This window comes from Streptomyces pactum, from assembly GCF_016031615.1.
Lineage (GTDB): Bacteria > Actinomycetota > Actinomycetes > Streptomycetales > Streptomycetaceae > Streptomyces > Streptomyces pactus.
Window position 1 is genome coordinate 62170 of sequence record NZ_JACYXC010000002.1, and the last position, 24544, is coordinate 86713.

Annotated in this window: 19 protein-coding genes; 11 read left to right on the plus strand and 8 right to left on the minus strand. The window is 75.9% G+C overall.

Annotated features, from left to right (window positions below; translation table 11 throughout):
* Nucleotides 1–103: 103 nt before the first annotated feature.
* The gene (locus IHE55_RS28730; RefSeq protein WP_197992345.1) at nt 104–1294 is read left to right on the plus strand and encodes a cytochrome P450; all 1191 of its coding nucleotides are present in this window, start codon (nt 104–106) and stop codon (nt 1292–1294) included.
* Nucleotides 1295–1529: 235 nt separating this feature from the next.
* On the opposite strand, the gene IHE55_RS28735 is transcribed toward IHE55_RS28730, so the two are convergent.
* Nucleotides 1530–1892 (minus strand): hypothetical protein, encoded by a 363-nt coding sequence (locus IHE55_RS28735; RefSeq protein ID WP_197992346.1) that lies wholly within the window; start codon nt 1890–1892, stop codon nt 1530–1532.
* Nucleotides 1893–2109: 217 nt separating this feature from the next.
* Between IHE55_RS28735 and IHE55_RS28740 the strand changes: the two genes are divergently transcribed.
* The 5 genes from IHE55_RS28740 (at nt 2110) to fxsA (ending at nt 9268) form a co-directional block, all read left to right on the plus strand.
* Nucleotides 2110–2550, plus strand: a complete 441-nt coding sequence (locus tag IHE55_RS28740; protein WP_197992347.1) for an Lrp/AsnC family transcriptional regulator — start codon at nt 2110–2112, stop codon at nt 2548–2550.
* 22 nt (nt 2551–2572) lie between these two features.
* Nucleotides 2573–4240 carry an amidohydrolase gene (locus IHE55_RS28745; protein ID WP_197992348.1) on the plus strand — a complete coding sequence of 556 codons (1668 nt, stop codon included), beginning with the start codon at nt 2573–2575 and terminating at the stop codon, nt 4238–4240.
* A gap of 1495 nt (nt 4241–5735) precedes the next feature.
* A complete protein-coding gene (gene lnt, locus IHE55_RS28750; protein WP_232266967.1) occupies nt 5736–7667 on the plus strand; it encodes an apolipoprotein N-acyltransferase in 1932 nt (643 codons plus the stop codon).
* Nucleotides 7668–7888: 221 nt separating this feature from the next.
* Complete coding sequence (locus IHE55_RS28755; protein ID WP_197992587.1) at nt 7889–8614, plus strand: polyprenol monophosphomannose synthase; 726 nt, start codon at nt 7889–7891, stop codon at nt 8612–8614.
* A gap of 87 nt (nt 8615–8701) precedes the next feature.
* On the plus strand, nt 8702–9268 hold the full coding sequence (gene fxsA / locus IHE55_RS28760; RefSeq protein WP_197992349.1) for an FxsA family membrane protein: 567 nt from the start codon (nt 8702–8704) through the stop codon (nt 9266–9268).
* 208 nt (nt 9269–9476) lie between these two features.
* Here fxsA and IHE55_RS28765 read toward each other — a convergent pair whose 3' ends face one another.
* Both IHE55_RS28765 and yczE read right to left on the minus strand, forming a co-directional pair.
* A complete protein-coding gene (locus tag IHE55_RS28765; protein WP_197992350.1) occupies nt 9477–9851 on the minus strand; it encodes an RNA polymerase-binding protein RbpA in 375 nt (124 codons plus the stop codon).
* Between the two features lie 370 nt (nt 9852–10221).
* Entirely contained in the window at nt 10222–10929 is a 708-nt protein-coding gene (gene yczE / locus IHE55_RS28770; protein WP_197992351.1) for a membrane protein YczE, read from the minus strand.
* 137 nt (nt 10930–11066) lie between these two features.
* Between yczE and IHE55_RS28775 the strand changes: the two genes are divergently transcribed.
* Nucleotides 11067–12575, plus strand: coding sequence for an SCO1417 family PLP biosynthesis transcription factor (locus IHE55_RS28775; protein WP_197992588.1), 1509 nt, complete (start codon nt 11067–11069; stop codon nt 12573–12575).
* A 73-nt stretch (nt 12576–12648) separates the two neighbouring features.
* Here IHE55_RS28775 and IHE55_RS28780 read toward each other — a convergent pair whose 3' ends face one another.
* Nucleotides 12649–14241 (minus strand): P-loop NTPase family protein, encoded by a 1593-nt coding sequence (locus tag IHE55_RS28780; protein WP_197992352.1) that lies wholly within the window; start codon nt 14239–14241, stop codon nt 12649–12651.
* A gap of 1 nt (nt 14242) precedes the next feature.
* Nucleotides 14243–14437 carry a hypothetical protein gene (locus IHE55_RS28785; protein WP_197992353.1) on the minus strand — a complete coding sequence of 65 codons (195 nt, stop codon included), beginning with the start codon at nt 14435–14437 and terminating at the stop codon, nt 14243–14245.
* A gap of 186 nt (nt 14438–14623) precedes the next feature.
* Here IHE55_RS28785 and IHE55_RS28790 point away from each other — a divergent pair, with 186 nt between their 5' ends.
* The 3 genes from IHE55_RS28790 to IHE55_RS28800 all read left to right on the plus strand — a co-directional run bounded on the left by IHE55_RS28790 (nt 14624) and on the right by IHE55_RS28800 (nt 17539).
* On the plus strand, nt 14624–15037 hold the full coding sequence (locus IHE55_RS28790) for an ankyrin repeat domain-containing protein (RefSeq protein ID WP_197992354.1): 414 nt from the start codon (nt 14624–14626) through the stop codon (nt 15035–15037).
* A gap of 526 nt (nt 15038–15563) precedes the next feature.
* Nucleotides 15564–16805 carry an ROK family transcriptional regulator gene (locus IHE55_RS28795; RefSeq protein WP_197992355.1) on the plus strand — a complete coding sequence of 414 codons (1242 nt, stop codon included), beginning with the start codon at nt 15564–15566 and terminating at the stop codon, nt 16803–16805.
* Nucleotides 16806–17080: 275 nt separating this feature from the next.
* Complete coding sequence (locus IHE55_RS28800; protein WP_197992356.1) at nt 17081–17539, plus strand: peroxiredoxin; 459 nt, start codon at nt 17081–17083, stop codon at nt 17537–17539.
* Between the two features lie 475 nt (nt 17540–18014).
* Here IHE55_RS28800 and IHE55_RS28805 read toward each other — a convergent pair whose 3' ends face one another.
* Entirely contained in the window at nt 18015–20939 is a 2925-nt protein-coding gene (locus IHE55_RS28805; RefSeq protein ID WP_197992357.1) for a glycoside hydrolase family 2 TIM barrel-domain containing protein, read from the minus strand.
* A 676-nt stretch (nt 20940–21615) separates the two neighbouring features.
* Nucleotides 21616–22746, minus strand: coding sequence for an NAD(P)-binding domain-containing protein (locus IHE55_RS28810; RefSeq protein WP_197992358.1), 1131 nt, complete (start codon nt 22744–22746; stop codon nt 21616–21618).
* Nucleotides 22747–22932: 186 nt separating this feature from the next.
* Between IHE55_RS28810 and IHE55_RS28815 the strand changes: the two genes are divergently transcribed.
* The gene (locus tag IHE55_RS28815; protein ID WP_197992359.1) at nt 22933–23358 is read left to right on the plus strand and encodes a YjbQ family protein; all 426 of its coding nucleotides are present in this window, start codon (nt 22933–22935) and stop codon (nt 23356–23358) included.
* 583 nt (nt 23359–23941) lie between these two features.
* Here the strand turns inward: IHE55_RS28815 and IHE55_RS28820 are convergent.
* Entirely contained in the window at nt 23942–24316 is a 375-nt protein-coding gene (locus tag IHE55_RS28820; protein WP_197992360.1) for a hypothetical protein, read from the minus strand.
* Nucleotides 24317–24544: the final 228 nt, after the last annotated feature.

Genomic DNA, 24544 nt, shown 5'->3' on the forward strand with positions numbered 1-24544 from the left:
GGGCCTGCCCCCGACCTGTCCCGCCGGTCCGGCGGGACCCGGCCGGCCCGGGACCCGGCGTACCCAGCGGCACCCGACAGAGTCCACAGGAAAGGACGACACGATGACAGACCTGTCCGACCCGGAGCTGTACCGGACGGAGCGGCCCGAGGAGATCTGGGCGCGGCTGCGGGCCGCCGGCCCGCTCCACCGGAACGAACGGCCCGGCGGCAGCCCGTTCTGGGCGGTGATGTCACACCCGGTGGCGAGCCAGGTGCTCAAGAACTCCGCGGTCTTCACCTCGGAGCGGGGGATGCGGCTGGACCACAACCCCGCTGCCACCGCCGCGGCGGCCGGCAAGATGCTGATCGTGACCGACCCGCCGCGGCACGGCAAGATCCGGCGGATCATCAACTCCGCTTTCACCCCGCGCATGGTCAAGCGGCTGGAGGACACCATGCGCACCATCGTGGTGGAGACCCTGGAGGAGGCCCTGGAGAAGGGCACCGGCGACTTCGTCGAAGCCGCCGCCCGGCTGCCGGTCTCGGTCATCTGCGACATGCTCGGCGTGCCCCGCCAGGACTGGGGGTTCATGCTGGAGAAGACCATGGCCGCCTTCGGCTCGGACGCCGAGAACGGCGCCGACCACGCGATGCGCGCGGCGACCGCCCACACCGACCTGCTGCTGTACTACGACGAGCTGGTCGAGCGGCGCCGCAAGGACCCCCAGGAGGACGTGGTCAGCGCCCTGGTGCAGGGCGAGGTGGACGGGGTGCCGCTCACCGACGAGGAGATCTTCCTCAACTGCGACGGGCTGGTCTCCGGCGGCAACGAGACCACCCGCCACGCCACCGTCGGCGGGCTGCTGGCCCTGATGGACAACCCGGACCAGTGGGACCGGCTCCGCGCCGACCCCGGGCTGCTGACGACCGCCGTGCAGGAGGTGCTGCGCTACACCACTCCGGCGATGCACGTGCTCCGGACCGCCACCGAGGACACCGAGCTGGCCGGTGAGCGGATCGCGGCGGGCGACCAGCTGGCGGTGTGGCTGCCGTCCGCCAACCGGGACGAGCAGGTGTTCACCGATCCGGAGGCGTTCGACGTGGGCCGCACCCCCAACCGGCACCTCACGTTCGCCACCGGCACGCACTTCTGCCTGGGCTCGGCACTGGCGATCACCGAACTCACCGTGATGTTCGAGGAACTGACCCGGCGGGTGGGATCGGCGGTGCCGGCGGGTGAGGTGCGGCGGATGCGCTCCAACCTCATCTGGGGGTTCGAGTCGATGCCGGTCACCCTGGAGCGGCGCCGCTGAGAGCCGCCCGCCCGTCACCGCGGACCGGCCCGGGGCGCGAAGGTCCCGGCCGGTGCGCGGACCCGCCCCGCCGGGGTACTGGCGCGGTCCGCGTCGCGGGGTGCCCGGGGCCGCGGGGCGGGGCGCCGGCGGCCGCCGGGCGGTGTGCGCCGGGCGGCGGGCCGGGCGGTGTCCCGGCGCGTGCCCGGCGGTGTCCCGGTGTGTGCCGGGCGGCGGGCCCGGCACGCCGGCGCGGCTACCGCCGGCCGCGCGCCCCGGGCACCCGGATCGGCCGCGAACCGGGGCCGCCGACGTGCGAGAAGGGCTGGGTGCGCCAGTCCAGGCTCTCCGGCAGGGTCAGCAGCAGCGCCGCGTCCTGCTCCTGCGCGCCGGCCAGGTCGTCGGCGGGGGCCGCCTCGGCGGCCGGACGCCCGGTGCCGGGGCAGACCGTGAGCCCGAACGGGTTCCACGGGGAGGGGCACAGCGCGTGCTCGGGCAGGGTGTCCTCGTCCGCCAGCAGGGCGATCGGCCGGGCGCAGTCCGGGCAGGTGACCCGGAACATCTCGTAGGTCTCGTCGATATCGTTGCCGCCTGCGTCGAGGCGCTCAAGATCGGGCATGTCCTTCTCCCCCTCGGGTGGGCCGGGAGGCGCTGCGGCCTCGACCACAGCAAGCATTTCCCGGGACAGGGGATCAGTAATCACGGCGCTCCGCGGGACACTGACGAGTACATGTGGCGTTGGTCACATGCCCCGTGCAGATGCGGCGGGCGGCCGCGCCCGGCCCGCGACCCTCCGGCTGGGCCCCGCCCCCTCCGACCCCATAAGGTGATCCGCTGTGGAGGAGCTGGACAGACAGATCGTGGAACTGCTCGTCAAGGACGGGCGGATGAGCTACACCGACCTGGGCAAGGCCACCGGCCTGTCCACCTCGGCGGTGCACCAGCGCGTCCGCCGCCTGGAACAGCGGGGGGTCATCCGCGGCTACGCCGCCGTGGTGGACCCGGAGGCCGTGGGTCTGCCGCTCACCGCCTTCATCTCGGTCAAGCCCTTCGACCCCAGCGCGCCGGACGACATCGCCGACCGGCTCGCCGGCGTCCCGGAGATCGAGGCGTGCCACAGCGTCGCCGGGGACGAGAACTACATCCTCAAGGTGCGGGTCGCCACGCCGCTGGAGCTGGAGCACCTGCTCACCCGCATCCGCTCGCTGGCCGGCGTCTCCACCCGTACCACGGTGGTGCTCTCCACCCCGTACGAGGCCCGGCCGCCCCGCGTGTGAGGCCGCGGTCCACACTGGGACCATGACCGATCCGACAACCTCCCGCGGCCCGGCCGGCGACGCCCACCGGGACCCGGGCGAGGACGACAGCCGCCGGACCGTACTGCTGCGCGGCGGCGAGGTGCACAGCCCCGCGGACCCCTTCGCCACCGCCATGGTGGTCGAGCACGGCACCATCGCGTGGGTGGGCTCGGAAGGCGCCGCGGACGGCTTCGCCGACGGCGTGGACGAGGTGGTGCACCTGGACGGGGCGCTGGTCACGCCCGCGTTCACCGACGCCCACGTGCACACCACCTCCACCGGGCTGGCCCTCACCGGCCTGGACCTCGGCGGCGCCCGCGACCTCGCCGCGGCGCTGGAGCTGATCAGCGCCCACGCCGCCGCCCGCCCCGCCGACCCGGTGCTGCTGGGGCACGGCTGGGACGCCACCCGCTGGCCCGAGCGGCGCCCCCCGACCCGCGCCGAACTGGACCGGGCCACCGGCGGCCGGCCCCTCTACCTCTCCCGGGTGGACGTCCACTCCGCGGTGGCCAGCACCGCGCTGCTGGACCTGGTGCCCGGCATCCTGGACCGGCCCGGCTTCCACCCCGACGGGCCGCTGACCACCGCCGCCCACCACGCGGTGCGCGCCGTGGCCTTCGCCGCCGTCAGCCCCGCCCAGCGCGCCGAGGCGCAGCGTGCCGCGCTGACCCGGGCCGCCGAACTGGGCATCGGCACCATCCACGAGTGCGGCGGCCCGGAGATCTCCAGCGAGGAGGACTTCACCGGGCTGCTGGAGCTGGCGTCCCGGACCCCCGGCCCCCGGGTGGTCGGCTACTGGGCGGAGGCGGTCACCGGCGCCGCCGACCTGGCCAGGGTCCGCGAGCTGGGCGCGGTCGGCGCCGCCGGCGACCTGTTCGTGGACGGGGCGCTCGGCTCGCACACCGCCTGCCTGCACGAGCCGTACGCCGACGCCGCCCACACCGGCACCGCCTACCTGGACGCCGACGCGGTGGCCGCGCACGTCACGGCGTGCACCGAGGCCGGCCTGCAGGCCGGCTTCCACGCCATCGGCGACGCCGCGGTGGACGCGGTGGTCCGCGGGGTGCGGGAGGCCTCCGAACGGCTGGGCCTGGCCCGCGTCCGCGCCGCCCGGCACCGGGTGGAGCACGCCGAGATGCTCACCCCCGAGACCGTGGCCGCCTTCGCCGAACTCGGGCTCACCGCCTCCGTCCAGCCCGCCTTCGACGCGGCCTGGGGCGGCGAGGACGGCATGTACGCCGAGCGGCTGGGCCGGGACCGGGCCCGCACCCTCAACCCGTACGCGGCGATGCTGCGCGCCGGGGTGCCGCTCGCCCTGGGCTCCGACAGCCCGGTCACCCCGCTCGACCCGTGGGGCACCGTGCGGGCGGCGGCGTTCCACCGCACCCCGGAGCACCGCATCTCGGTCCGGGCCGCGTTCACCGCCCACACCCGCGGCGGCTGGCGGGCCGTGGGCCGGGACGACGCGGGGGTCCTGGTGCCCGGCGCGCCGGCCGACTACGCGGTCTGGCAGGCCGGGGACCTGGTGGTCCAGGTCCCCGACACCCGGGTCGCCAACTGGTCCACCGACCCGAGGTCGGGCACCCCGGGGCTGCCCGACCTGACCCCGGGCACCCCGCTCCCGGTGTGCCTGCGCACGGTGGTGGGCGGCCGCACCGTCTTCGGGTGACCGCACCGTCCTCGGGTGAGCGCACCGCCCGGGGCCCCCACCGGCCCCGGGCGGTGCCGTTTCCCGGGGCGATCCCGGCCTGCCTCGGGCCGTACGACGTCACCGCCCGGGCGGCGGTGACGTCGTACGGGGCTGGGGCTGCGCGTAGGGGAGGCGCGGGGCACCGCCCCCGGGCCGGGGCCGCCAGGGGCTTCCCGGGGGCCGTCCGGGGTGTCCGGGGCCGTCCGGCCGCTGACCGCCGGGCGCGTCCGGCGCGGGTGGTCACCAGGACCGTCTCGGGGCCGGCGGGGCCGTGACGGTCCTGGCGGCCCCCGCCGCCCGTGCCCGGGCGGACCGTGCGCCGATCGGGTGAGCCCGGCCGGCCGCGTACGCCGAACGATGTGCGCCGCGCCGCCCGCGTGGTGCGGACACCGTCCGTACTGACCTGCTCGTTCAGGACAACGACGCAGGTCGCGCCGGTGTTGACAGAAAGCGGGCGGCGGCCGGTAGGTTCGGCCGGGTCCACCGAAGAGACGTCCGGCCGGGCAGTCTCCACACAGTCGTCGAACGCCGCTGGGCCAACGTCGGTGGCGTACCGCCGCGTACGCCACCGCTGAGAGCCAGGTCCAGCGCATTGGGGGCGAGGGAGTGACCGCCGGGCCGACGGGTGGGACCCGGGTCGGGCCCGGACGCTCAGTAGACAACGGCTCTCGGCAGACCCGCAGCCAGCGGGTGCCAGGTCGGCCCGAAGGGCGCCGGGCCCCGATCCGCAGTCGTGCCTCGGCCGGCGGACCGCCCCGTCCTGCGGGCGTGCGCCGGCTTCTGTCCCGCGCGGTCCCCGGGGACGTGCCGAACGTTGCCGTGCCTCCTGGTGTGGTCGTCCGTCGACCGGAGGCGTGCCGCCGACCGGCGGTGACGGGCCGACCCATGTGGGGCCGGGCGCCGCGTCGTTCCACCGGGGCGCCGCATCCTGACCGCCGGCCGCGAGGGCCCTCGGCCACCCCGGTGGTGGTCCGGAGTCCTCGGTGTCGCGTGCCCCGGCCTCCCGGCCGTACCGGCGGGCCGGAGGCCGTTTCAGGGAGGGCGGTCGCCCTCCGGCCCCCGCGGCCCGGTCCCCGCCCTCCGGCCCCCCAGACCTCGGGTTCCCGCCCTCCGGCCTCAGACCGCGGGTCCGCGCCCTCCGGCCCGCCACGACGGCGCCCCCGCCGGGCGGTACCGGCGACCGGGGGCCCGAGGCGGACCGGGCCCGGCGGCGGACCGGGGCCCGCGGGGGAGGCCGGGAGCCTCGGGGCGCGGTCGGTGAGTGGCTTCGTGGCGGGTGGGTGCCGCGTGTCCGGCGTGCCCGGTGGGCCGGTGTCTTCGCGTCGGGGCCCCGGGCCCGGGCCGTCGGGGGCCCATACCGGCGCCTTCGGCCGGCTGGGCCGCGCCGGCGCGGGCGGGGACGGCTCCGGTCCCGTCGCAACGCCCCTCGGGGGCCACATTCCACGGCGCGCGCTGTACCGTCAGGGCACCACTCATGACCTGCAGGAAGGCCCTGACCGTGCCATCAGGACCCGAGACCACCGCCGAGGCCGCCGCCGGCGGCCCGGCAGCCGACCGGCCGACGGAGCCGCGCACCGCCGAGGCCGCCGCCGGCGGCCCGGCAGCCGACCGGCCGACGGAGCCGCGCACCGCCGCGGCACCGCCGGCCGGCGGCGCCCCGGAGGCCGCCGGGCGGTCCGGCGACCCCGCCCCCGCCCCCCGCCGCCCCCCCGGCCCGGACGCTTCCCGCGACGGCCGGGCGGACACGGACCCGGCGCCAGGCGCCGCCGGCTCCGGCGCGGCCGGCGCGGTGGCGGCCGCCCCGTCCGTGCCGGCCGGGGAACGTCCCGGCCGGCGGGCGCGACTGGCCGGGTTCGCGCGCCGCGAGTGGCGGCGCAGCGCGCTCGCCGCCGCCGGCGGCATCGCCCTCGGGCTCGCCTTCCCGCCGTACGGGGTGTGGCCGCTGTCGCCGGCGGCGGTCGCCGCGCTCAGCCTGCTGACCCGCGGCCGGACCGCGCGCCAGGGCGCCTGGACCGGCCTGGTGTTCGGCGTCCCGTTCTTCCTGGTGCTGCTGAAGTGGCTCCATGTGATCGGCTGGGACGCGGTGGTCGGGCTCTCGGTGATCGAGGCGCTGTTCCTGGTCCCGATGGGGGCCGGGCTGGCCCTGACCTCCCGGTTGCCCGCCTGGCCGCTGTGGGCGGCCTGCCTGTGGGTGGCCCAGGAGTGTGCCCGCGACCGCATCCCGTTCGGCGGCTTCCCCTGGGGACGGCTGGCCTTCGCCAACACCGGCTCCCCGTACACCCCGCTGGCCTCGCTCGGCGGCGCGCCGGCGGTCACCTTCGCGGTGGCGCTCACCGGGGCACTGCTCGCCGCCCTCGTCCTGGCCCTGTGGCGGGCCCGGGCGGCGGCCGGCCCGGCCGCGCGGCGGCGCGCCCTGCTGACCGCCGCCGTCCCGCTCGCCGCGGCCACCGCCGCCACGGCGGCCGGGTTCGCCGTACCGGTGCCCACCGGCGCCGACGACACCGTCCGGATCGCCGTGGTGCAGGGCAATGTGCAGCAGCCCGGCATGGACTTCCTGGGCCGCCCGATGAAGATCCTCAACAACCACGTCGAGGCGACGCTGCGGCTGGCGAAGGACGTCGAGGCCGGCCGCGAGCCCCGCCCCGACCTGGTCATCTGGCCGGAGAACGCCTCCGACCTGGACCCGTACAAGCACCGTGAGGCGTACGAGCGGATCGACCGTGCGGTCAAGGCGGTCGGGGTCCCGGTGCTGGTCGGCGCGCTGGTGGACCACGTCAAGCCCGGCTACGTGGAGAACCAGGGCATCGTGTGGGACCCCCGCACCGGGCCCGGCGCCTCCTACACCAAGCAGCACCCGGTGCCGTTCGGCGAGTACGTGCCCTTCCGCGAGCAGCTGAGCAAGGTCATCACCCGGCTGAACCGGGTGCCGCGGGACTTCTACCCCGGGGACCACACCGGCGTGCTCCAGGTCGGCCCGGCGCGGCTGGGGGACGTGATCTGCTTCGAGGTGGCGTACGACGAGATCGTCCGGGACACCGTGAACGCCGGGGCGCGGGCCCTGGTCGTCCAGACCAACAACGCCACCTACGGGCGCACCGGGCAGCCCGAACAGCAGCTGGTGATGTCCAAACTGCGGGCCGTGGAGCACGGCCGGGCGGTGATCACCGCGGCGCCCAGCGGCATCAGCGCGATCGTCGGCCCGGACGGCACGGTGCGGCAGCGGACCGACGAATTCACCCAGGACGTCCTCACCGCGACCATTCCGCTGCGGGACGACATCACGGTCGCGGACCGAGCGGGTGCGGCGCCCGAGTGGGTGCTCGCTATGGTGGGCGTTCTGTCCTGCGCGGCCGCGATCGTGATCGGCCGTCGGGGACGAACGGACGAGAAGGGGCAGCATCCGTGAGCGACGCACGCGAGGCCGACGGGCCGCGCCGCAGCACGAACCGTGACGACCACCCGGAGCACCGGGGCCGCGAGGGGGGCGCCGACCGCGAGGACGGCACCAGCCGCGCGGACCGGCCGGCCGCGGAGAGCGGCCAGGACGGTGCGCGCGAGCGCTCCGCCGGTGGCGGCACGGACCGGGACACCGTCCGGCCGCGGAAGGCGTACGGACCGCTCGGCACCATCCTGGTGATCATCCCGACCTACAACGAGGCCGAGAACATCGAGCCGATCGTGTCCCGGGTGCGGGCGGCCGTGCCCGAGGCGCACGTCCTGGTCGCCGACGACAACAGCCCGGACGGCACCGGGAAGATCGCCGACGAGCTGGCCGCGCACGACGACCATGTGCGGGTGCTCCACCGCAAGGGCAAGGAGGGGCTCGGCGCCGCCTACCTCGCCGGCTTCCAGTGGGGCATCGAACGCGGCTACGGGGTGCTGGTGGAGATGGACGCCGACGGCTCCCACCAGCCGGAGGAGCTGCCGCGGCTGCTCACCGCGCTCAAGGGCGCCGATCTGGTCCTCGGCTCGCGCTGGGTGCCCGGCGGCCGGGTGGTGAACTGGCCGAAGACCCGGGAGTTCATCTCCCGCGGCGGCAGCACGTACTCGCGGCTGCTGCTGGACCTGCCGCTGCGGGACATCACCGGCGGCTACCGCGCCTTCCGCCGGGAGACCCTGGAGGGGCTCGGCATGGAGGCGGTGGCCTCCCAGGGCTACTGCTTCCAGGTCGACCTCGCCTGGCGCGCGGTGAAGGCCGGCTTCCACGTCGTGGAGGTGCCGATCACCTTCGTGGAGCGGGTGCGCGGGGACAGCAAGATGAGCCGCGACATCCTCGCCGAGGCGCTGTGGCGGGTCACCTCCTGGGGCGTGGGCTCCCGGGTCAACCGGGTGCTGGGCCGCAAGCCGGAGTAGCCCGCGACCGGGGTGCCACGGGCCCGGGGCGGGAGCGGGGCACGGGCCCGGGGGCCCGTTCCGCCGCGCTTGCGGGACACTTGATCCATGACGACCGGCGCATCGCAGCTCCCCCGCCCGCCCCGCCCCCGGCGCTCCCGCGCCCGCACCCTGGTGCCGCTGGGCATCGCCGCCTGGCTGGTGCTGGAGATCTGGCTGCTGACCCTGGTCGCCGACGCGGCCGGCGGCCTCACCGTCTTCCTGCTGCTCGTCGCCGGCGTGGTGCTCGGTGCCGTGGTGGTCAAGCGGGCCGGGCGGCGGGCCTGGCGGTCGCTGACCGGCCGGGCGCGCGCGGGGGAGCAGGCGGGGCCGGGCGGCGGGAACACCCTGCCGATGCTCGGCGGGCTGCTGCTGATGCTGCCGGGGCTGGCCTCGGACGCCGCGGCCCTGGTGTGCCTCTTCCCGCCCACCCGGGCGCTGCTGCACCGCCGGGCCGAGCGGTTCGTCGAGCGGCGGGTGGGCGCGATGGGCGCCGGCGGACCGGACCTGGGGAACCTCTTCCAGCAGGCCCGCATGCACCGCCCGGACGGCAAGGTGGTCCCCGGTGAGGTCGTCAGGGACGACGAGCCGCACCCGGGCCGGCCGCACCGCGACGACCCCCAGCTGCCCGGCTGACGCCCGTCCGCTCCGCGTCGGCGGCCCGGCCCTCCGGGCCGCACCGGCGCGGCGGCGGGGGAGGACCTGACGGGCCCGGCCCGGCGCCGGCTGCCGAGCAGGCGGGAGCCCGGGACGTGGCGGGGGAGGAGACGAACGAACACCGACAAGGGCCGGGGCCGCTGCGATCGCAGCGGCCCCGGCCCTTGTCGGTGCTTCCCCGTCCGCCTCAGGCGGACTTGCGGTTGTCCCGCGGATGCACGGCGATGTTCATGGCACCGGAGCGCAGGACGGCCAGCCTCTCGGCCAGCACCTCCTCCAGCTCCTCGCGGGTACGCCGCTCCATGAGCATGTCCCAGTGCGTGCGCGCGGGCTTGCCCTTCTTCTCCTCGGGGCCGTCGCCGTCCACCAGGAGTGCCGTGGCGCCGCACGCCTTGCACTCCCACTCCGGCGGGATCTCCGCCTCTACCGAGAACGGCATCTCGAATCGATGGCCGTTCGGGCATGCGTACTCCACGGCCTGGCGCGGGGCCAGATCGATGCCGCGGTCGGTCTCGTAGCTGGTCACCACGAGTCGCGTGCCGCGAAGAGCTCGCTCACTCATGAATCGTGCCTCCCGGGCTTGTCGCCCACAGGACAGGTGTCGCTGTCGTCGTCATCCGGTCAACGTCCGGTCGGCGGTGAAGATTCCCGTACTGGGACATACGCCCGCCCTCGCTCGCCACCGCCCTCTGCCGGAGGCGTTGCGCGCCGCTGTCTGCCCCGCCCGTCGCCCACCACCGCCCTTGCCGGAGGCGCTGCGCGCCGCTGTTTCTCTTCGTACCGCCCCGTTGTTCTACCCACAGGCGCCCGGTTTGTCACATCTGGCAGCAGATGTCACCCACCGTTTGCACTGCTTTAGCGCGCAGTAACGGTCCGCCCGGTGGGCCAAGGGCGTACACTACCGCCCCGCACCGGCCACGTCGAAATCCGGACTACCTCCGGTCCACCGTCGGATTCTCCGGTTCGCCCTCGGTGTCCGGTTCGGAACTCTTCGGAATCGAACGCGCCACCACCGGCGAGGCGGCCTCCTGCGTCCCGGGGATCTCGAAGACCCTCAGGAAGAACTGCGACAGCGGGCCGATGGCCAGCGCGTACAGCACCGTGCCGACGCCCACCGTGCCGCCCAGCAGCCACCCGGTCGCCAGCACCACCACCTCGATCCCGGTGCGCACCAGCCGGATGGAGCGGCCGGTGCGCCGGTGCAGCCCGGTCATCAATCCGTCCCGCGGCCCCGGACCGTAGTGCGCCGAGATGTACAGCCCGGTCGCCACGCCGTTGAGCACGATCGCGGCCACCAGCAGCGGAATCCGGGCGGCGAGCGCGTCCAGTTCCGGCGTCAGCCACAGCGTGCCGTCCACCACCAGCCCGATCACCAGCACGTTGGAGACGGTGCCCAGGCCCGGGCGCTGGCGCAGCGGGATCCACAGCAGCAGCACCGCGGCGCCCACCAGGATCGTCACGGTGCCGAACGACAGCGGGGTGCGCTCGGTGATGCCCTGGTGGAACACGTCCCACGGGTCGAGGCCCAGGGCGGCGCGCAACTGCATCGCCATGCTCACCCCGTACAGCACCAGCCCCGCGTAGAGGTGGACGAGGCGCCGGGCCGGCCGGGGACTGCGGGGCGCGGGCGGTGTGGACAACGTCGGTCTCCTTCGGTGCGCGGTGCGGAGGGCGTGGGGGGAGGGCCGACTGGTGTCAGTGGCCCCCAGCGTGACACTCTGGACCTGTAGAACAGTCCAGTTCCATGGCCAATTCAGTGAAGGTGGACCGCAAGCCGATGAGTCCGTGGACTTCCGCAGTGGGCGCCTCCCGGCTCGCCCTCCTGCTGTCGCAGCAGACCCGGGACGCCGCCGCCCCGGCCGGGGGCCGGCGCCTCCCCGCCTACCGGGCGCTCGCCGACGGCGTCCGGCTGCTGGTGCTGGAGGGCCGGGTGCCGGTGGCCGCCCGGCTGCCCGCCGAACGCGAGCTGGCCGCCGCGCTGGAGGTGAGCCGCACCACCGTCGCCGCCGCCTACGAGGCGCTCCGTGCCGAGGGCTACCTGGAGTCCCGGCGCGGCGCCGGCAGCTGGACCGCGGTGCCGGCCGGGCGCCCGCTCCCGGGCCGCGGTCTCGACCCGCTGCCGCCGGAGGCCGCCGCCTCCGTGATCGACCTCGGCTGCGCCGCGCTGCCCGCGCCCGAGCCGTGGCTCACCCGCGCCATGACCGGGGCCGTGGAGGAACTGCCGCCCTACGCCCGCACCCACGGGGACTACCCGGCCGGGCTGCCCGCGCTGCGGCAGGCTCTGGCCGACCGGTACACCGCCCACGGCATCCCCACCATGCCCGAGCAGATCATGGTGACCACCGGCGGGATGGGCGCGGTGGCCGCCACCTGCCGGCTCTTCGTCCGCCCCGGTGAGCGGGTCGCGGTGGAGTCCCCGTCCTACGCCAACGTCCTCCAGCTGATGCGGGACGCCGGGGTCCGGCTGGTGCCGGTGGCCATGGCCGCCGGGCTCGCGGGCTGGGACCTGCCCGCCTGGCGGCAGGTGCTCCGCGACGCCGCGCCCCGCATGGCGTACGTGATCGCCGACTACCACAACCCCACCGGGGCGCTCGCCGACGACGCCCGGCGCCGGGACCTGGTGGACATGGCGCGCTCCGCGGGCACCGTGCTCATCGCCGACGAGACCATGGCGGAGATCCGGCTGGACGGCGCCGGCGGACCGCCGGCGCCCCGGCCGGTCTGCGCCTTCGACCCGGCCGGCAGCACCGTGGTCACCATCGGCTCGGCGAGCAAGTCGCTGTGGGCCGGGATGCGCATCGGCTGGGTCCGGGCCGCGCCCGACGTCATCCGGAGCCTGGTGGCCGCCCGCGCCTACGTGGACCTGGGTACCCCGGTGGTCGAACAGCTCGCCGTCACCTGGCTGCTGAACACCGGCGGCTGGGACCGGGCCGTCGAACTGCGCCGGGCGCAGGCCCGGGAGAACCGGGACGCCCTGGTGGCGGCCGTCCGCCGGCACCTGCCCGACTGGGAGTTCGCCGTCCCGCACGGCGGGCTCACCCTGTGGGCCCGCACCGGCGGGCTCTCCGGGTCGCGGATCGCCGAGGTGGGGGAGCGGCTCGGGGTGCGGGTGCCGTCCGGCCCCCGGTTCGGTGTGGACGGTGCCTTCGAGGGATACGTACGACTGCCCTTCACCGTCGGCGGGGCGGTCGCCGAGCAGGCCGCGGCGCGGCTGGCCGAGGCCGCCCGGCTGGTCGGCGCCGGGGCCGCCGCCGGGGCCGACCTGCCGCGCAGCTACGTCGCCTGACCCGGCCCGCGGGGCCGCGCCGGCCGGCCACCGCGCCCGGCCGGTGCTCGCGGACCCCACGCCCGGAGCGGGCTCAGGAGCCGGTGCCGGAGAGCGCGCCGTCCGCCTCGTCCTCGGTGCCCCGCCGTCCGGCGGGCACCGCCTCCGTCGCCTCGGCCGGTGGCCTCTCCGCCCCGCCGGCCGGTTCGGGCAGCAGCTCCAGCACCGCCCGGCGCAGCGGTTCGGCGGCGCCGGCGTCGTACGGGTCGGGCGTGTCGGGGACCTGGAGCCGCCGCACCGGACCGCTGCCGAGCCGGACGTAACCCCGCCCCGGGGGCATCCGCCCGGGCGGCGAGGTGTCCGGCACCGCGCCGAGCAGCGCGCCGATCCGCCGGTGACCGGCCGCGCCGAGCACCACCCGGGCCCGGGCCAGCCCGCGCACCGGCGCGGCCAGCGCCTCGGCGCCGTCGTCCTGGTCGGCCACCACCACCGTGACGTTCGCCGCCCGCCCCTGCCGCAGCGGCACCTCCAGCAGTCGCTGCGGGTCGGGGCGGCCCTCGGCGGCGGCGAGCCGGCTCAGCTCCGTGGGCCGGTCCAGGATGATCCACAGCGGCCGGTGGACGTCCCCGGGCACCAGCCGGCCCAACTGCCGCGCCCGGCTGGTGGCGATCAGCCGCCGTTCGGTCTCGTGGGCCGCCCACTCCAGCGTGGCCAGCGTCCCGGAGAGCCCGCTCTCCACCGCCAGCACCCCGGAACGGCCGGCCAGGAAGGCGTACTCGCCGGTCCCGGCGCCGTCCACCACCAGCACGTCACCACAGGTCAGCGCCTGGATCGCCACCGACCGCAGCAGGGTGGTGGCGCCGCTGCCGGGCCGGCCCAGCACCAGCAGGTGCTGCTCGGCCGACCGCGCCCCGGTGCGCCAGACCACCGCCGGGACGTCCCGGGTCCCCGCGCCCTCCGGGCCGTCGCCGTCGTCGGGGTCCCCGGGGCAGACGACCGGCAGCGTCCGCGGCGTACCGGTGGGGTCGGTGAACCCGAGGACCGTCTCGCCCGCGGCGGTGACGAAGCGCTGCGCCGGGACGCCGGTGGGCAGTTGGGGCAGCGCGGTGACCTCCAGCCGGTTCTCCTCCTGGTCCCAGCGGAACCGGTACTCCCGGTCGCGGCCGCACTTGCCGCACAGCAACTGCTCCACCCGGGCCCGGGACTCCGGCTCCCCGTCGGTGAAGTACGCCGGATAGCGCAGCAGCAGCCGCACCGGCCGGCCCGTGCCGTCGGTCTCGTGCTCCTCGAACACCGTCTGCCAGTGACCACCGTGCCGGTAGAGCGGGGCGGCGTCCTGGGGCGCGGTGAAGTACGGCACCAGGGCGTCGTGGAGCAGCTGCAGACGCGTCCCGGCGTCGGCACCGGGGTCCGGTGCGGGGGCCGGGGCGCCGCGCCCGGCCCAGGCGGCGGCGCCCATCAGCCCGAGCAGCGCCAGCGGCGGCCCGTACGGGACCAGGCCGACGGCCAGTACGGCGGCCGCGACCAGGAACACCAGCGGGCCGCGCCGGTCCTTCGGGGTGTGCTCCCAGGTCTGCCGCGCCCGGGCCGCCAGCCGGCGCACCCCGCGGGAGACGGTGACCAGCGGATGGAACACATCGACGGCGCCGGCGGCCCAGGCGCGCGGAACGGGGGATCGCCGCAGCACGTCAGATCTTGATCCCGCCGAGCAGGCCGGCCAGGCTCGCGCCGCCGGCCTTGATGCTGGGAGCGATGGCGGTACTCGCCAGATAGAAGCCGAAGAGGGCGCTGATGATCATATGAGAGGTCTTGAGCCCGCCCTTGCGGAGGAAGATGGCGACGATCACGCCGAGCAGGACGACTCCTGAGATGGACAGAATCATGACTGTTCTCCTGGCTGGTCGGGACCGATCACGGCATGTGGTGCCCGCATCACAGCATGTATCCGGTTGCATATCGTCGCAAATGGGGAGATTCATCCGGGTTTGACGTCGCGGGTGGAGTGCCGGTCCGCCGGCCACGGTGCGTGAACCCCCGGTGAGTGGCCTCCGGTCCGTAGGGTGGGTGTCATGAACGAACCCCATGCCGAGACCGAGCCCGCGCACGACCCCGAGCTGCTGCAACTGGCCGCGAAGGTCTTCGACCTGGCCCGCCACGGGGACACCGACACCCTCGCCGCCTACGTGGACGCGGGCGTACCGGTGAATCTCACCAACGACAAGGGGGATTCGCTGCTGATGCTCGCCGCCTACCACGGGCACCCCGGCGCCGTCGCGGCGCTGCTGGAACGGGAGGCGGACCCGAACCGGGCCAACGACCGCGGCCAGACCCCCCTGGCCGGAGCGGTGTTCAAGGGCGCCGACGAGGTCGTCCGACTGCTCCTGGCGCACGGCGCCGACCCGTCGGCCGGCGCCCCCTCGGCGATCGAGACCGCCGGTGTCTTCGGCCGGCAGGACCTGCTGGACCTCTTCCGGGGCGAGTGACGGCCGGGGTGCGGTCGCCCGCGCGGACGGCCGCACCCGACCGGGCCACCGGCCCGCCGCCTCCCGTCCGCCCCGTGCCGTCTTTCCGCCCGGGGCCTCCGGGCTTCCCTGCCGTCCTTCCGTCCGGCGCCGTCCTGCGTCGTCCCGGCGTCCTCCTGCCGTCCTTCCGTCCCCGGTGTCCGGCGTCGTCCCGTCGTCCCGCGCTGTCCGCGTCGTCCGGGGCCGTCCCGCAGCGTGCCGCTGTCCGGTGACGCACCGCTTCCGCGCGGCCGTCGCCCGGGTCCGTGGGGCCGGGACGACGGGCCCGGGCCGACCGGTGCGGGGCGGGCTCAGCCAGGGTGACGGGAGTTCAGAAGATGAACCCGCGGCGGGACTTCGGGGCCTGGTCCGGCGAACTTCCGTTCACCCGGCGTCCACACCTGCCCGGCCGGTGCTCGCGCCGGGTCAACCTCTTTGAAGCAAACGGGACCAGACCCGTTGACATGTCTCACATCCGGCTCGAATCATGAGCTTCCGGAGGTGGCACATGGTGGCAGCCCGGCGGTCCGTGGCCTGTGATCCGCGGTACGGCGACCGTTCCTCGCTCCTGTGGTCCCTGTACGACTCCCCGCTCACCAGGGCGGAGCTCTGCCGCCGGACCGGGCTCGGCGCCGCCACGGTGAACTCGGCCGTCACCGGCCTGCTCCGGGAGGGCGTGGTCACCGAGAGCGCCGCCGCCCCGGCCGCCGGCGACGGCCGGCCGGGTCTGCTGCGGATCACCCCCGGCCACCGGCACGTCGTCGGGGTGGACGTGGCCCGGGACCGGGTACGGGTTGAGCTGTTCGACCTGGCGCTCACCCCGCGGGGCAAGGCCGACTACCCGCTGCGCTCCGGCCGTCAGGACCCCGGGCTGGTCGTCCGCCATGTGCTCGCCGGCCTGCGCACCGTCCTGGAGGCCGCGGCGGTTCCCCGGCCCGAGGTCATCGGACTGGCCGTCGCCACCGCGGCCGGTCCGCCGCCGGACTCCTCCGGACCCGCCGCGCCGGCCGCGGGCCCGGTGGCCGCCCGGGCCCGCGCCGACGGGCAGCACGCCTCGCTGCTGCGCCGGCTGCTGAGCGCCGGCTCCGGACTGCCGGTCTTCCTGGACGAACGGCACCACGCGCTGGGCCGGGCCGAGATGTGGCGAGGAGCCGGCCGCGGCGCCCGGCACGCCGTACTCGCCCGCATCGACACCACCGTCGAGGCCCTGGTGCTCACCCGCGGCCCCCACCCGGCCCGCACCGGCGCCGGCTCCCGCGGCAGCCGCTGGGGCCACACCACCGTGCGGCCCGACGGGCGCCGCTGCCGGTGCGGCGCGCGCGGCTGCCTGGAGGCGTACCTGGGCGCCGAGGCGGTGCTGGAGCGCTACCGGCAGGCGCGCCGGGGCCGCCCGGTGCGGGGCGAGGACGCGGAGGCCGCATTCGCCGCGATGATCACCGCGGCCGACGCCTCCGCCGCCGCACGGCGGGTCGTGGACGAGGCCACGGCGCACCTGGGTACCGGACTCGCCCACCTCGTCGCCCAGTTCAACCCCGAACGGGTCATCCTCGGCGGCTGGGCCGGTGCCCGGCTCGGCGCCCACCGGCTGCCCGCCCTCCGGGAGGCGGTGGCCGCCGAGGCGCTGCGCCGGCCCTCCGCCCGCACCGGCATCGCGCTGTGCCGCTTCGGCGCCGACGCGGTTCCGCTGGCGCCGCCGTCCTCCCGGTCGAACACTTCCTCGCCACGGGTGCCCGGCGGCCGGTGCCCGTGACCGACTGACCGCATCCGCCCGGACCCGGCCCGCCCACCGGGAGCAGCGCCCGTGCGGTCACGCCCGGGACCACCTGGTCGCCGGACCGTGTCGCGGGCCGTGGCCCGCCGGGCCGCCGGTCGCGCCGGCCCCGCGCCCGGGCATGCGGCAGGGGCGGCCCACCGGGGGCGACCCCCGTGGCGGCGCGCCGCGCACACCCCCGCTTCGTCCACCCGTTGGTCAACGGCCCGGCGCCGGTTGCCCGCGGCCCCGGACCGGCGAGTAGGTTGCCGCCCATGAACATCGGAGACGTGGTCGAGGACTTCGAACTGCCGGACGAGACCGGTACGCCGCGCACGCTGAGCGGGCTGCTGGCGGACGGCCCTGTGGTGCTGTTCTTCTATCCGGCGGCGATGACGCCCGGCTGCACCAAGGAGGCGTGCCACTTCCGCGACATCGCCGCGGAGTTCCGGGCGCTGGGCGCCCAGCCGGTCGGCATCAGCGGCGATCCGGTGGCCAAGCAGGCCGAGTTCGCCGGCAAGTACTCCCTGGGGTACCCGCTGCTGGCGGACCCCGAGGGCGGCGTGCGGGCACGGTTCGGGGTGAAGCGGCAGATCGCGGCCATGCCGACCAAGCGGGCCACCTTCGTGATCGGTACCGACCGGCGGGTGCTGGAGATCGTGAAGAGTGAGATCCGGATGAGCGTGCACGCCGACAAGGCGCTCGCCGCGCTCCGCGCCGCCGGGGGGAAGTGACCGCCCCGGGACCGTCCCTGGGCCACCGCCCCCACGGCATCGGGCCCGCCTCGGTGGGCCCCGCACGGATCGCCGCCCGGGCCCGCCGGGCCGCGGGCCGGACGGCCCGTCCCGTTCTCCGGGCGCGGGTGGCGCCGCCGCGTACGCGCGGAGACGACCGGAGCCGGCCGACGCGCCCCGGTCGGTGAAGCCCCGGGCTGTGAAGCTCCGGACGGTGGCGCCGCGGGCGGTGGTGCCGGTGTCCGGGGCGCCGCGGGCCCGAGGTGCCGGTCAGGCTGGCTGAGCGTCGGCTCCGCCCACGACCCCGTCCGGCTCCGGCGACCACCCGTCCGGCTCCGCCGACGACCCCGTTCGGCGCCCACCCCGCCCGCCGCGCACCCGGCCCGCGGCCCACGCCGTCCGCCGCGCGTCCGGCCGGAACGCCCCGGCCGGAACACCTCCCGTCCGGAGCGCCCGGGCCGGGGCGCGCGGCGGGTCAGGGCTGTCCGGAGAAGGTGAAGGAGAACACGGCCGGCGCGGCGGTCAGCCGGTGCGCGGGCAGCACCCCCGGGCCACAGGACTGGCTGCCGATGCCGTGCTGGCGGTGGTCGAGGTTGACCCAGACGGTGTCCGGCGAGGGCACCAGGTCACAGGTGTGCTCCGCCGCGTCCAGTTGCTCGGTGGACCACCGGCGGGCGGTGAACCAGAAGTGCGGGCTGCCCTCCACCCGGAGCCCGCCGCCGTCCGGGGCGGTGAGCTGCGCCCAGCGCACCCCCGCCCGGGCACCGTTCTCCTGCGGCCGCACATACGGCGTCTGGAGGGCGTCGACCGTCATCTCCCAGCGGCCGGTCCGGGCCGCCGCGCAGGTGTCCGGGTACGCCTCGCCGGGACCCCCGCCGTACCACCGCGCGGTGCCGCACCGGGCGGGCACGGTCAGCCGCACCCCGAGCCGGGGCAGCGGGCAGCGCCATTCCCCCTCCGGGGTGACCGACACGTCCAGCCGCAGCCGCTCCCCGGCCGCGCTCCAGCGGTACTCCACCGTCAGCCCCAGATCGGTGGCGGCCGGGGCGACCCGGGCCGACACCACCAGCTCCCGGCCGGTCGTGCGGACCGCGTCGGTGCGGTGCCGCATCCGGTGCAGCCCCAGCTTCCGCCACAGCGGCCCCCACCGCTCGTCCGGCTGCCAGGGGGCGCCGTTGTCGTTGTCGGTCGGGGCGCGCCACACGTCCAGCCTCGGCCCGCCGACCGGGATGCCCGCCAGCGAGGTCAGAACGCCCGAGTCCGGATCGAAGGAGCCCGGCCCCAGGAGCAGCGCGGCGCCGTCCCGGCGCGGTGACGCCGCCGGTTCCGCGGGGACCGGCCGCCGGTGCGGCCGGGCGGTGTGGGCCAGCTGGGCCCAGGCCACCGGATGGCCGGCCTCCGCCCAGGCGGTGTCCCGGGCCAGCCGTGCGGTGACCGTCCACAGCGCCTCACCGGCCGGGGCGGCGGCGGGCGGCTCCGGGAGTTTGAGCCCGGCGGTCTCCCCGGGGCCCAGCGGGGGGACCGCCAGGTCCCCCGCGGCCACCACCGCCCCGTCCACCGCGTACTCCCAGCCGAAGGCCAGATGTGCCAGGTCGGTGAAGTCGTGCGCGTTGGTGATCCGCAGCGCCCCGGTGTCCCCGTCGCCCTCGATGCGGACCGGCTCGATCACCTTCTTGTACTCCACCAGCCCCGGCGAGGGGGAGCGGTCCGGGAACAGCAGCCCGTCGCAGACGAAGTTGCCGTCGTGCAGGTCCTCGCCGAAGTCCCCGCCGTAGGCGAAGTACGTCCGTCCGTCCTCGGTCCGCCGGGCCAGCCCGTGGTCGATCCACTCCCACACGAAGCCGCCCTGGCAACGTTCGTAGGTCTCGAACAGCCGCTGGTACTCGGAGAGTCCGCCGGGGCCGTTGCCCATGGCGTGCGCGTACTCGCACAGCAGGAACGGCATCGCCCGGCGCCGGGCGTCCAGCTCCGGATCGTCCAGCGGCTCCTCCGCGCGCCGCCCGATCAGCTCCACCTCCTCGTGCGGCGCGTACATCCGGGAGTACAGGTCGGTGTCGGCACAGGACCGGTCGCCCTCGTAGTGCAGCGGGCGGGAGGGGTCCCGGTCGCGGATCCACCGGGCCATCGCGGTCAGCCCCCGGCCGGTGCCGCACTCGTTGCCCAGTGACCAGACGATCACCGACGGGTGGTTCTTGTCCCGCTCGACGGTCCGCGCCGCCCGGTCCAGCAGCGCCGGGGTCCAGCGCTCGTCGTCCACCGGGTTGCCGCGCCAGCCCACCGCGTGGAAGCCGTGCGTCTCCAGGTCGCACTCGTCGATCACCCACAGCCCCAGCTCGTCGCAGAGGTCCAGGAAGGCGGGGTGCGGGGGGTAGTGGCTGGTCCGTACCGCGTTGATGTTGTGACGCTTCATCAGCAGCAGGTCGCGGCGCATCGTGGCGCGGTCCACGGCGCGGCCGTGCTCCGGGTGGAACTCGTGGCGGTTGACGCCCCGGAACAGCACCCGCCGGCCGTTGACCCGCAGTATGCCGTCCACGACCGCCACGGTCCGGAACCCGACGCGCAGCCGGACGCGCTCGCCCGGCGTGACCAGTTCGGCCGGGTACAGCCGGGGCGTCTCGGCGGTCCACGGCTCCACCGGCACGGTCGCGCTCTCCCCGGTGGCCAGCTCCAGCCCCAGCTCCGGCACGGTGACCCGGCCGGGCACGTCCGCCTCGACGCGCAGCGTGCCGGTGCCGTCGGCGTGGTCGTACGAGGCGTGCACGGTGAAGTCCCCCACCGCGCCCGGCGGGCAGTGCACCAGCGTCACCTCGCGGAAGATGCCCGGCAGCCACCACTGGTCCTGGTCCTCCAGGTAACTGCCGGAGGACCACTGGTGGACCCGGACCGCCAGGACGTTGCCGCGCGGCCGCAGCAGGGCGCCCACCGCGAACTCGTGCGGCAGCCGGCTGCCCTTGAAGCTGCCCAGCTCCTGCCCGTTGAGCCACACCTTGGCACACGAGTCCACTCCCTCGAACCGGAGCACCGCCCCGCCCTCCGCGGGCCAGCCGTCCGGCAGGTCGAAGACCCGGCGGTGATCCCCGGTGGGGTTCTCGTCCGGGACGCGCGGCGGGTCGAGGGGGAACGGGTAGGGGGTGTTGGTGTACGCCGGGGCGCCGTGGCCGTGCAGCACCCAGTGGGCGGGCACCGGGAGTTCGTCCCAGCCGGTGACCGGGTGGCCGGGCTGTGCGAACGACTCGTCCGCCCCGGCCGCGGTCGGGGACAGCCGGAACGCCCAGCGCCCGCCGAGGTCGAGCCGGGCGGCGTCGGACTCCGCCACCCAGGCGCGCGGCGGCAGCACCCCGCTGCCCGGGGACGGGTCCTCGTAGTAGGGGAGCGTGCGGTGGGGGGAGGGGCTGGTCATCGGTCTCCTCGATGGGGGCGGCCGTCGTCTCACCGGTGCGGCGGTGCCGTAGCCCGCCGAGGCGAGCGTTCCCCGCCGGACGCCCGCGCCAACAGGGCGCGCCCCCTGTTGGCGCACTCCCGCCCCACCGGGCGCGCACGGCGCGCCCACGGGGAGCGGCGTACGCCGGAGCCGCGCCCGCCGCCGGCGCCTCGCGGGGTGGTACGGCCCGGTCACCGTCGGTGCTCGGCGGGGGCCCGTCCCGGCCCGGTCGGTGCCGGTGCCTGGTGCGCGCGTACGGTCCGGCCGGACCGGCGCCTGGTGTACGCGCACGGTCCGGTCGGCATCGGTGTCGGTGTCGGCATCCGGCGGGCGGGTACGTCCGGTTGGGCTCGGCACTCGGAGGGCGCATGTGCTCCGGCGGGCCCGTGCTCGTCGGGTACGCACCGCCCGCGGCCCGGCACGCGGGCGCCCGCCGTCGTGGTGATGTCCGTCCTGCCCCCGTGCGCGCGGGGAGTCCTGCCGCCCTGTCCCGTTCCAACCCCCGGGTATCCGTTCCAACCGGGCACGGTCGGCCCGGTCGGCCGGTGGCGTACGGTTCCGGTCCCGGGCCGCGCGCGCATACCGCCGGGGGGCGGACCGGGCGCCGTTCGCCCGCCGGGCGTCCGCCGTACCCGCCGCCGGGGCGGCTTCCGGTTCAGGCCGGTACCGGTGCCCCCAGCAGTTGTCCGATGTCGTGCACCGCGGCGCGGCCGGCGCGGTTGGCCCCGACCGTGCTGGCCGAGGGGCCGTAGCCGACGAGGTGGATGCGCGGGTCCCGTACCGCCCGGGTGCCCTCGACGGCGATGCCGCCACCGGGCTCGCGCAGCTTCAGCGGGGCCAGGTGGTCGACGGCGGCGCGGAAACCGGTGGCCCACAGGATCACATCGAGGTCCACGGCGCGGCCGCCGTCCTCGGTGACGCGCATCGGCGGCCGGGGCGTCCCGGTGATCCGGCCGGGGGCCCACCGGGCGCCGCCGGGCGTGATGCGGTCGAACACCGGCATCCGGTCCAGGATGCCGGCCGCCCGGGCGCGCGCCATCGCCTCGGTCATCGGCAGCCCGGTCACCGACACCACGCTGCGCGGCGGCAGCCCGCGGCGGACCCGGTCCGCCACCAGCGCCACCGCGGCCCGGCCCTGCTCCTGGTCGAACGGGCCGTCGCGGAACACCGGCGGCCGCCGGGTCACCCACACCGTCCCGGCCGCGACCTCGGAGATCTCCAGCAGGTGCTGGACGGCGGAGGTGCCCCCGCCGACCACCATCACGCGCTGTCCGGCGAAGAGGTCCGGCCCGGGGTAGTCCGCGGTGTGCAGCTGCCGGCCGCGGAAGTCGGCCTGGCCCGGGTAGCGCGGCCAGAACGGCCGGTCCCAGGTGCCGGTGGCGCTGATCAGCGTCTGGGTGCGGTAGACGCCCTCGGAGGTCTCCACCAGCAGCCGGCCCGCCCCGTCGTCGCGTACGGCCGACACGTGCACCGGCCGGTGCACCCGCAGGTCGAAGGCGTGCTCGTAGGAGTCGAAGTACCCGCCGATCACCTCCGCGGAGGGGCGGTCCGGGTCGGCGCCGGTCAGTTCCATGCCCGGCAGCGCGTGCATCCCGTGCACCCGGCCGTAGGTCAGCGTGGGCCAGCGGAACTGCCAGGCGCCGCCGGGCCGCGGCGCGTGGTCCAGCAAGACGAAGTCCCGGTCCGGGGTGTGGCCGGTCCGCCGCAGATGGAAGGCGGCCGACAGGCCGGCCTGGCCCGCCCCCACCACCACGACCCGCACATCCCGCACCCCGTCATAGTTCATGATTGGACTAACTCTGTGGTGGTCGCGGTTCTTCCCGTGGCCCGCCCCGGGACCGGACCCGGCGGCCCCCTGAGGCCACGGCCGCTCATCCGCCGGCGGCACCGGCGGCGCGGGCCCGCCCGTCCGCAGCTCCCGTCCCCGGCGCGCGGTGCGGGTCCTGCGGCGCCGGGGGAGCAGGATGGTCCCATGACTCAGACCTTCCACAGCCACGTACTGGAGATCACCACCGGCTCCCGGGAGACCGTCACCGACCTGACCGCGGAGTGCGAGGCGTTCCTGCGCGACCGGGCCGACGGCCGGGACGGGCTGCTCAATCTCTTCGTCCCGCACGCCACGGCCGGGCTGGCGGTCCTGGAGACCGGCGCCGGCAGCGACGAGGACCTGCTCGCCGCACTCCACGACCTGCTGCCCGCCGATGACCGCTGGCGGCACCGGCACGGCAGCCCCGGCCACGGACGCGACCACGTCCTGCCGGCGATCGTCCCGCCGCACGCCACGCTGCCCGTGATCGGGGGCCGGCTGGCGCTCGGCACCTGGCAATCGGTGTGCCTGGTGGACACCAACCGGGACAACCCCCGCCGCCAGGTGCGGCTCTCCTTCCTCGCCGGCTGACCAAGATCGTTCAGCTGGGGCGCGGCCGCCGCTTCTCCGTACCATGCGCGCTTTCGAACGGAGAAGAAATGCGGGGTAGGGACCTCAGTGCGATCGATCGAACGTCCTTACGGCGGATGGGGCAAGTGCCTGTTCGGAGTGCGGCGGCTGTGGCGTGTGAATCTGGTGACGTCTTCGCCTGCGCGCCTGGTGGTGTGTCGGCGTTCGTCGAGCAGGGCTTCGCTGTATGCCGGGCGGCACTGGTCATCGACGGCTGAGTGGATGCAGCTGTAGCCGATCATCGGAGCGCAGCACTTGCGCTTGGCGGTGGCCTGGCGGTTGCGGTCACCGGCCGTGCTGCCGACGGTTCGCCACCCGCCGCCGTCGGAGACGTTGCGGAGCCTCTTGATGTCGACGTGGACCGGCTCGCCGGGCCGGCCCCGTTCCGCCTGCCGTGAACGGCCAGCCGGGCATCACGGTGGGACACGAGCCTCCGTGTGCGGTGTGAAGCCCGGACACCTCCACCTCACCGGAGGTCGTCGCCATGATCAAGACCCGGCACCGTCACGACGCTCGTGGTCAATACACGTAGGCCTTACAGACGTCAGGCCCCCTTGCCGTTCCAGTTGCAGACAGAGGCCAGGAAAGTCGGTGAGACCACGTAGGGGTTGTCCTGGCCGCCGCTCACCTCGATGAGGACGGCCTCGCCGACGTCCTTGAGCACTCGGATCTCGTCGCCGGCGCGGAGCGTCAGACCGTTGCCGTCGTCGCCGTCGGCGGTGACGGTGAAGACCTCGCCGGATGCTGACCTGGTCTCCTCGGATACGCTCCGCAGCTTCTTGTACACCGCAGTTCCACCGGCCTCGACACTGCGTACGGCCAGGTAGCCGAGCACGCCGACACCGGCGAGCAGCACACTGGGGCCACCGACTCGCTTCGCGGCGGTCGTCATCCACTGGTAGCCGCCGAGATTCCCCACCCTGTTCTCCTCATGGTCGATGGTTCGGTGAAAGTACCACCACGTGGGCACCCGGCCTGTGCCTGTTCCTGCTCTGCATGAGCTCGCGCAACAACGGGCGTATCCCCGTGATCGACCCATGACGACAGCCCACGCGACGTCCCGGCTGGTCCTCTCCCTCTTGCCGGCGTCTGAATGGCCCGTGCGTCCAGCGCGGGAGTGCGCGTGGGGTCCTGAGGGAGCCGCAGC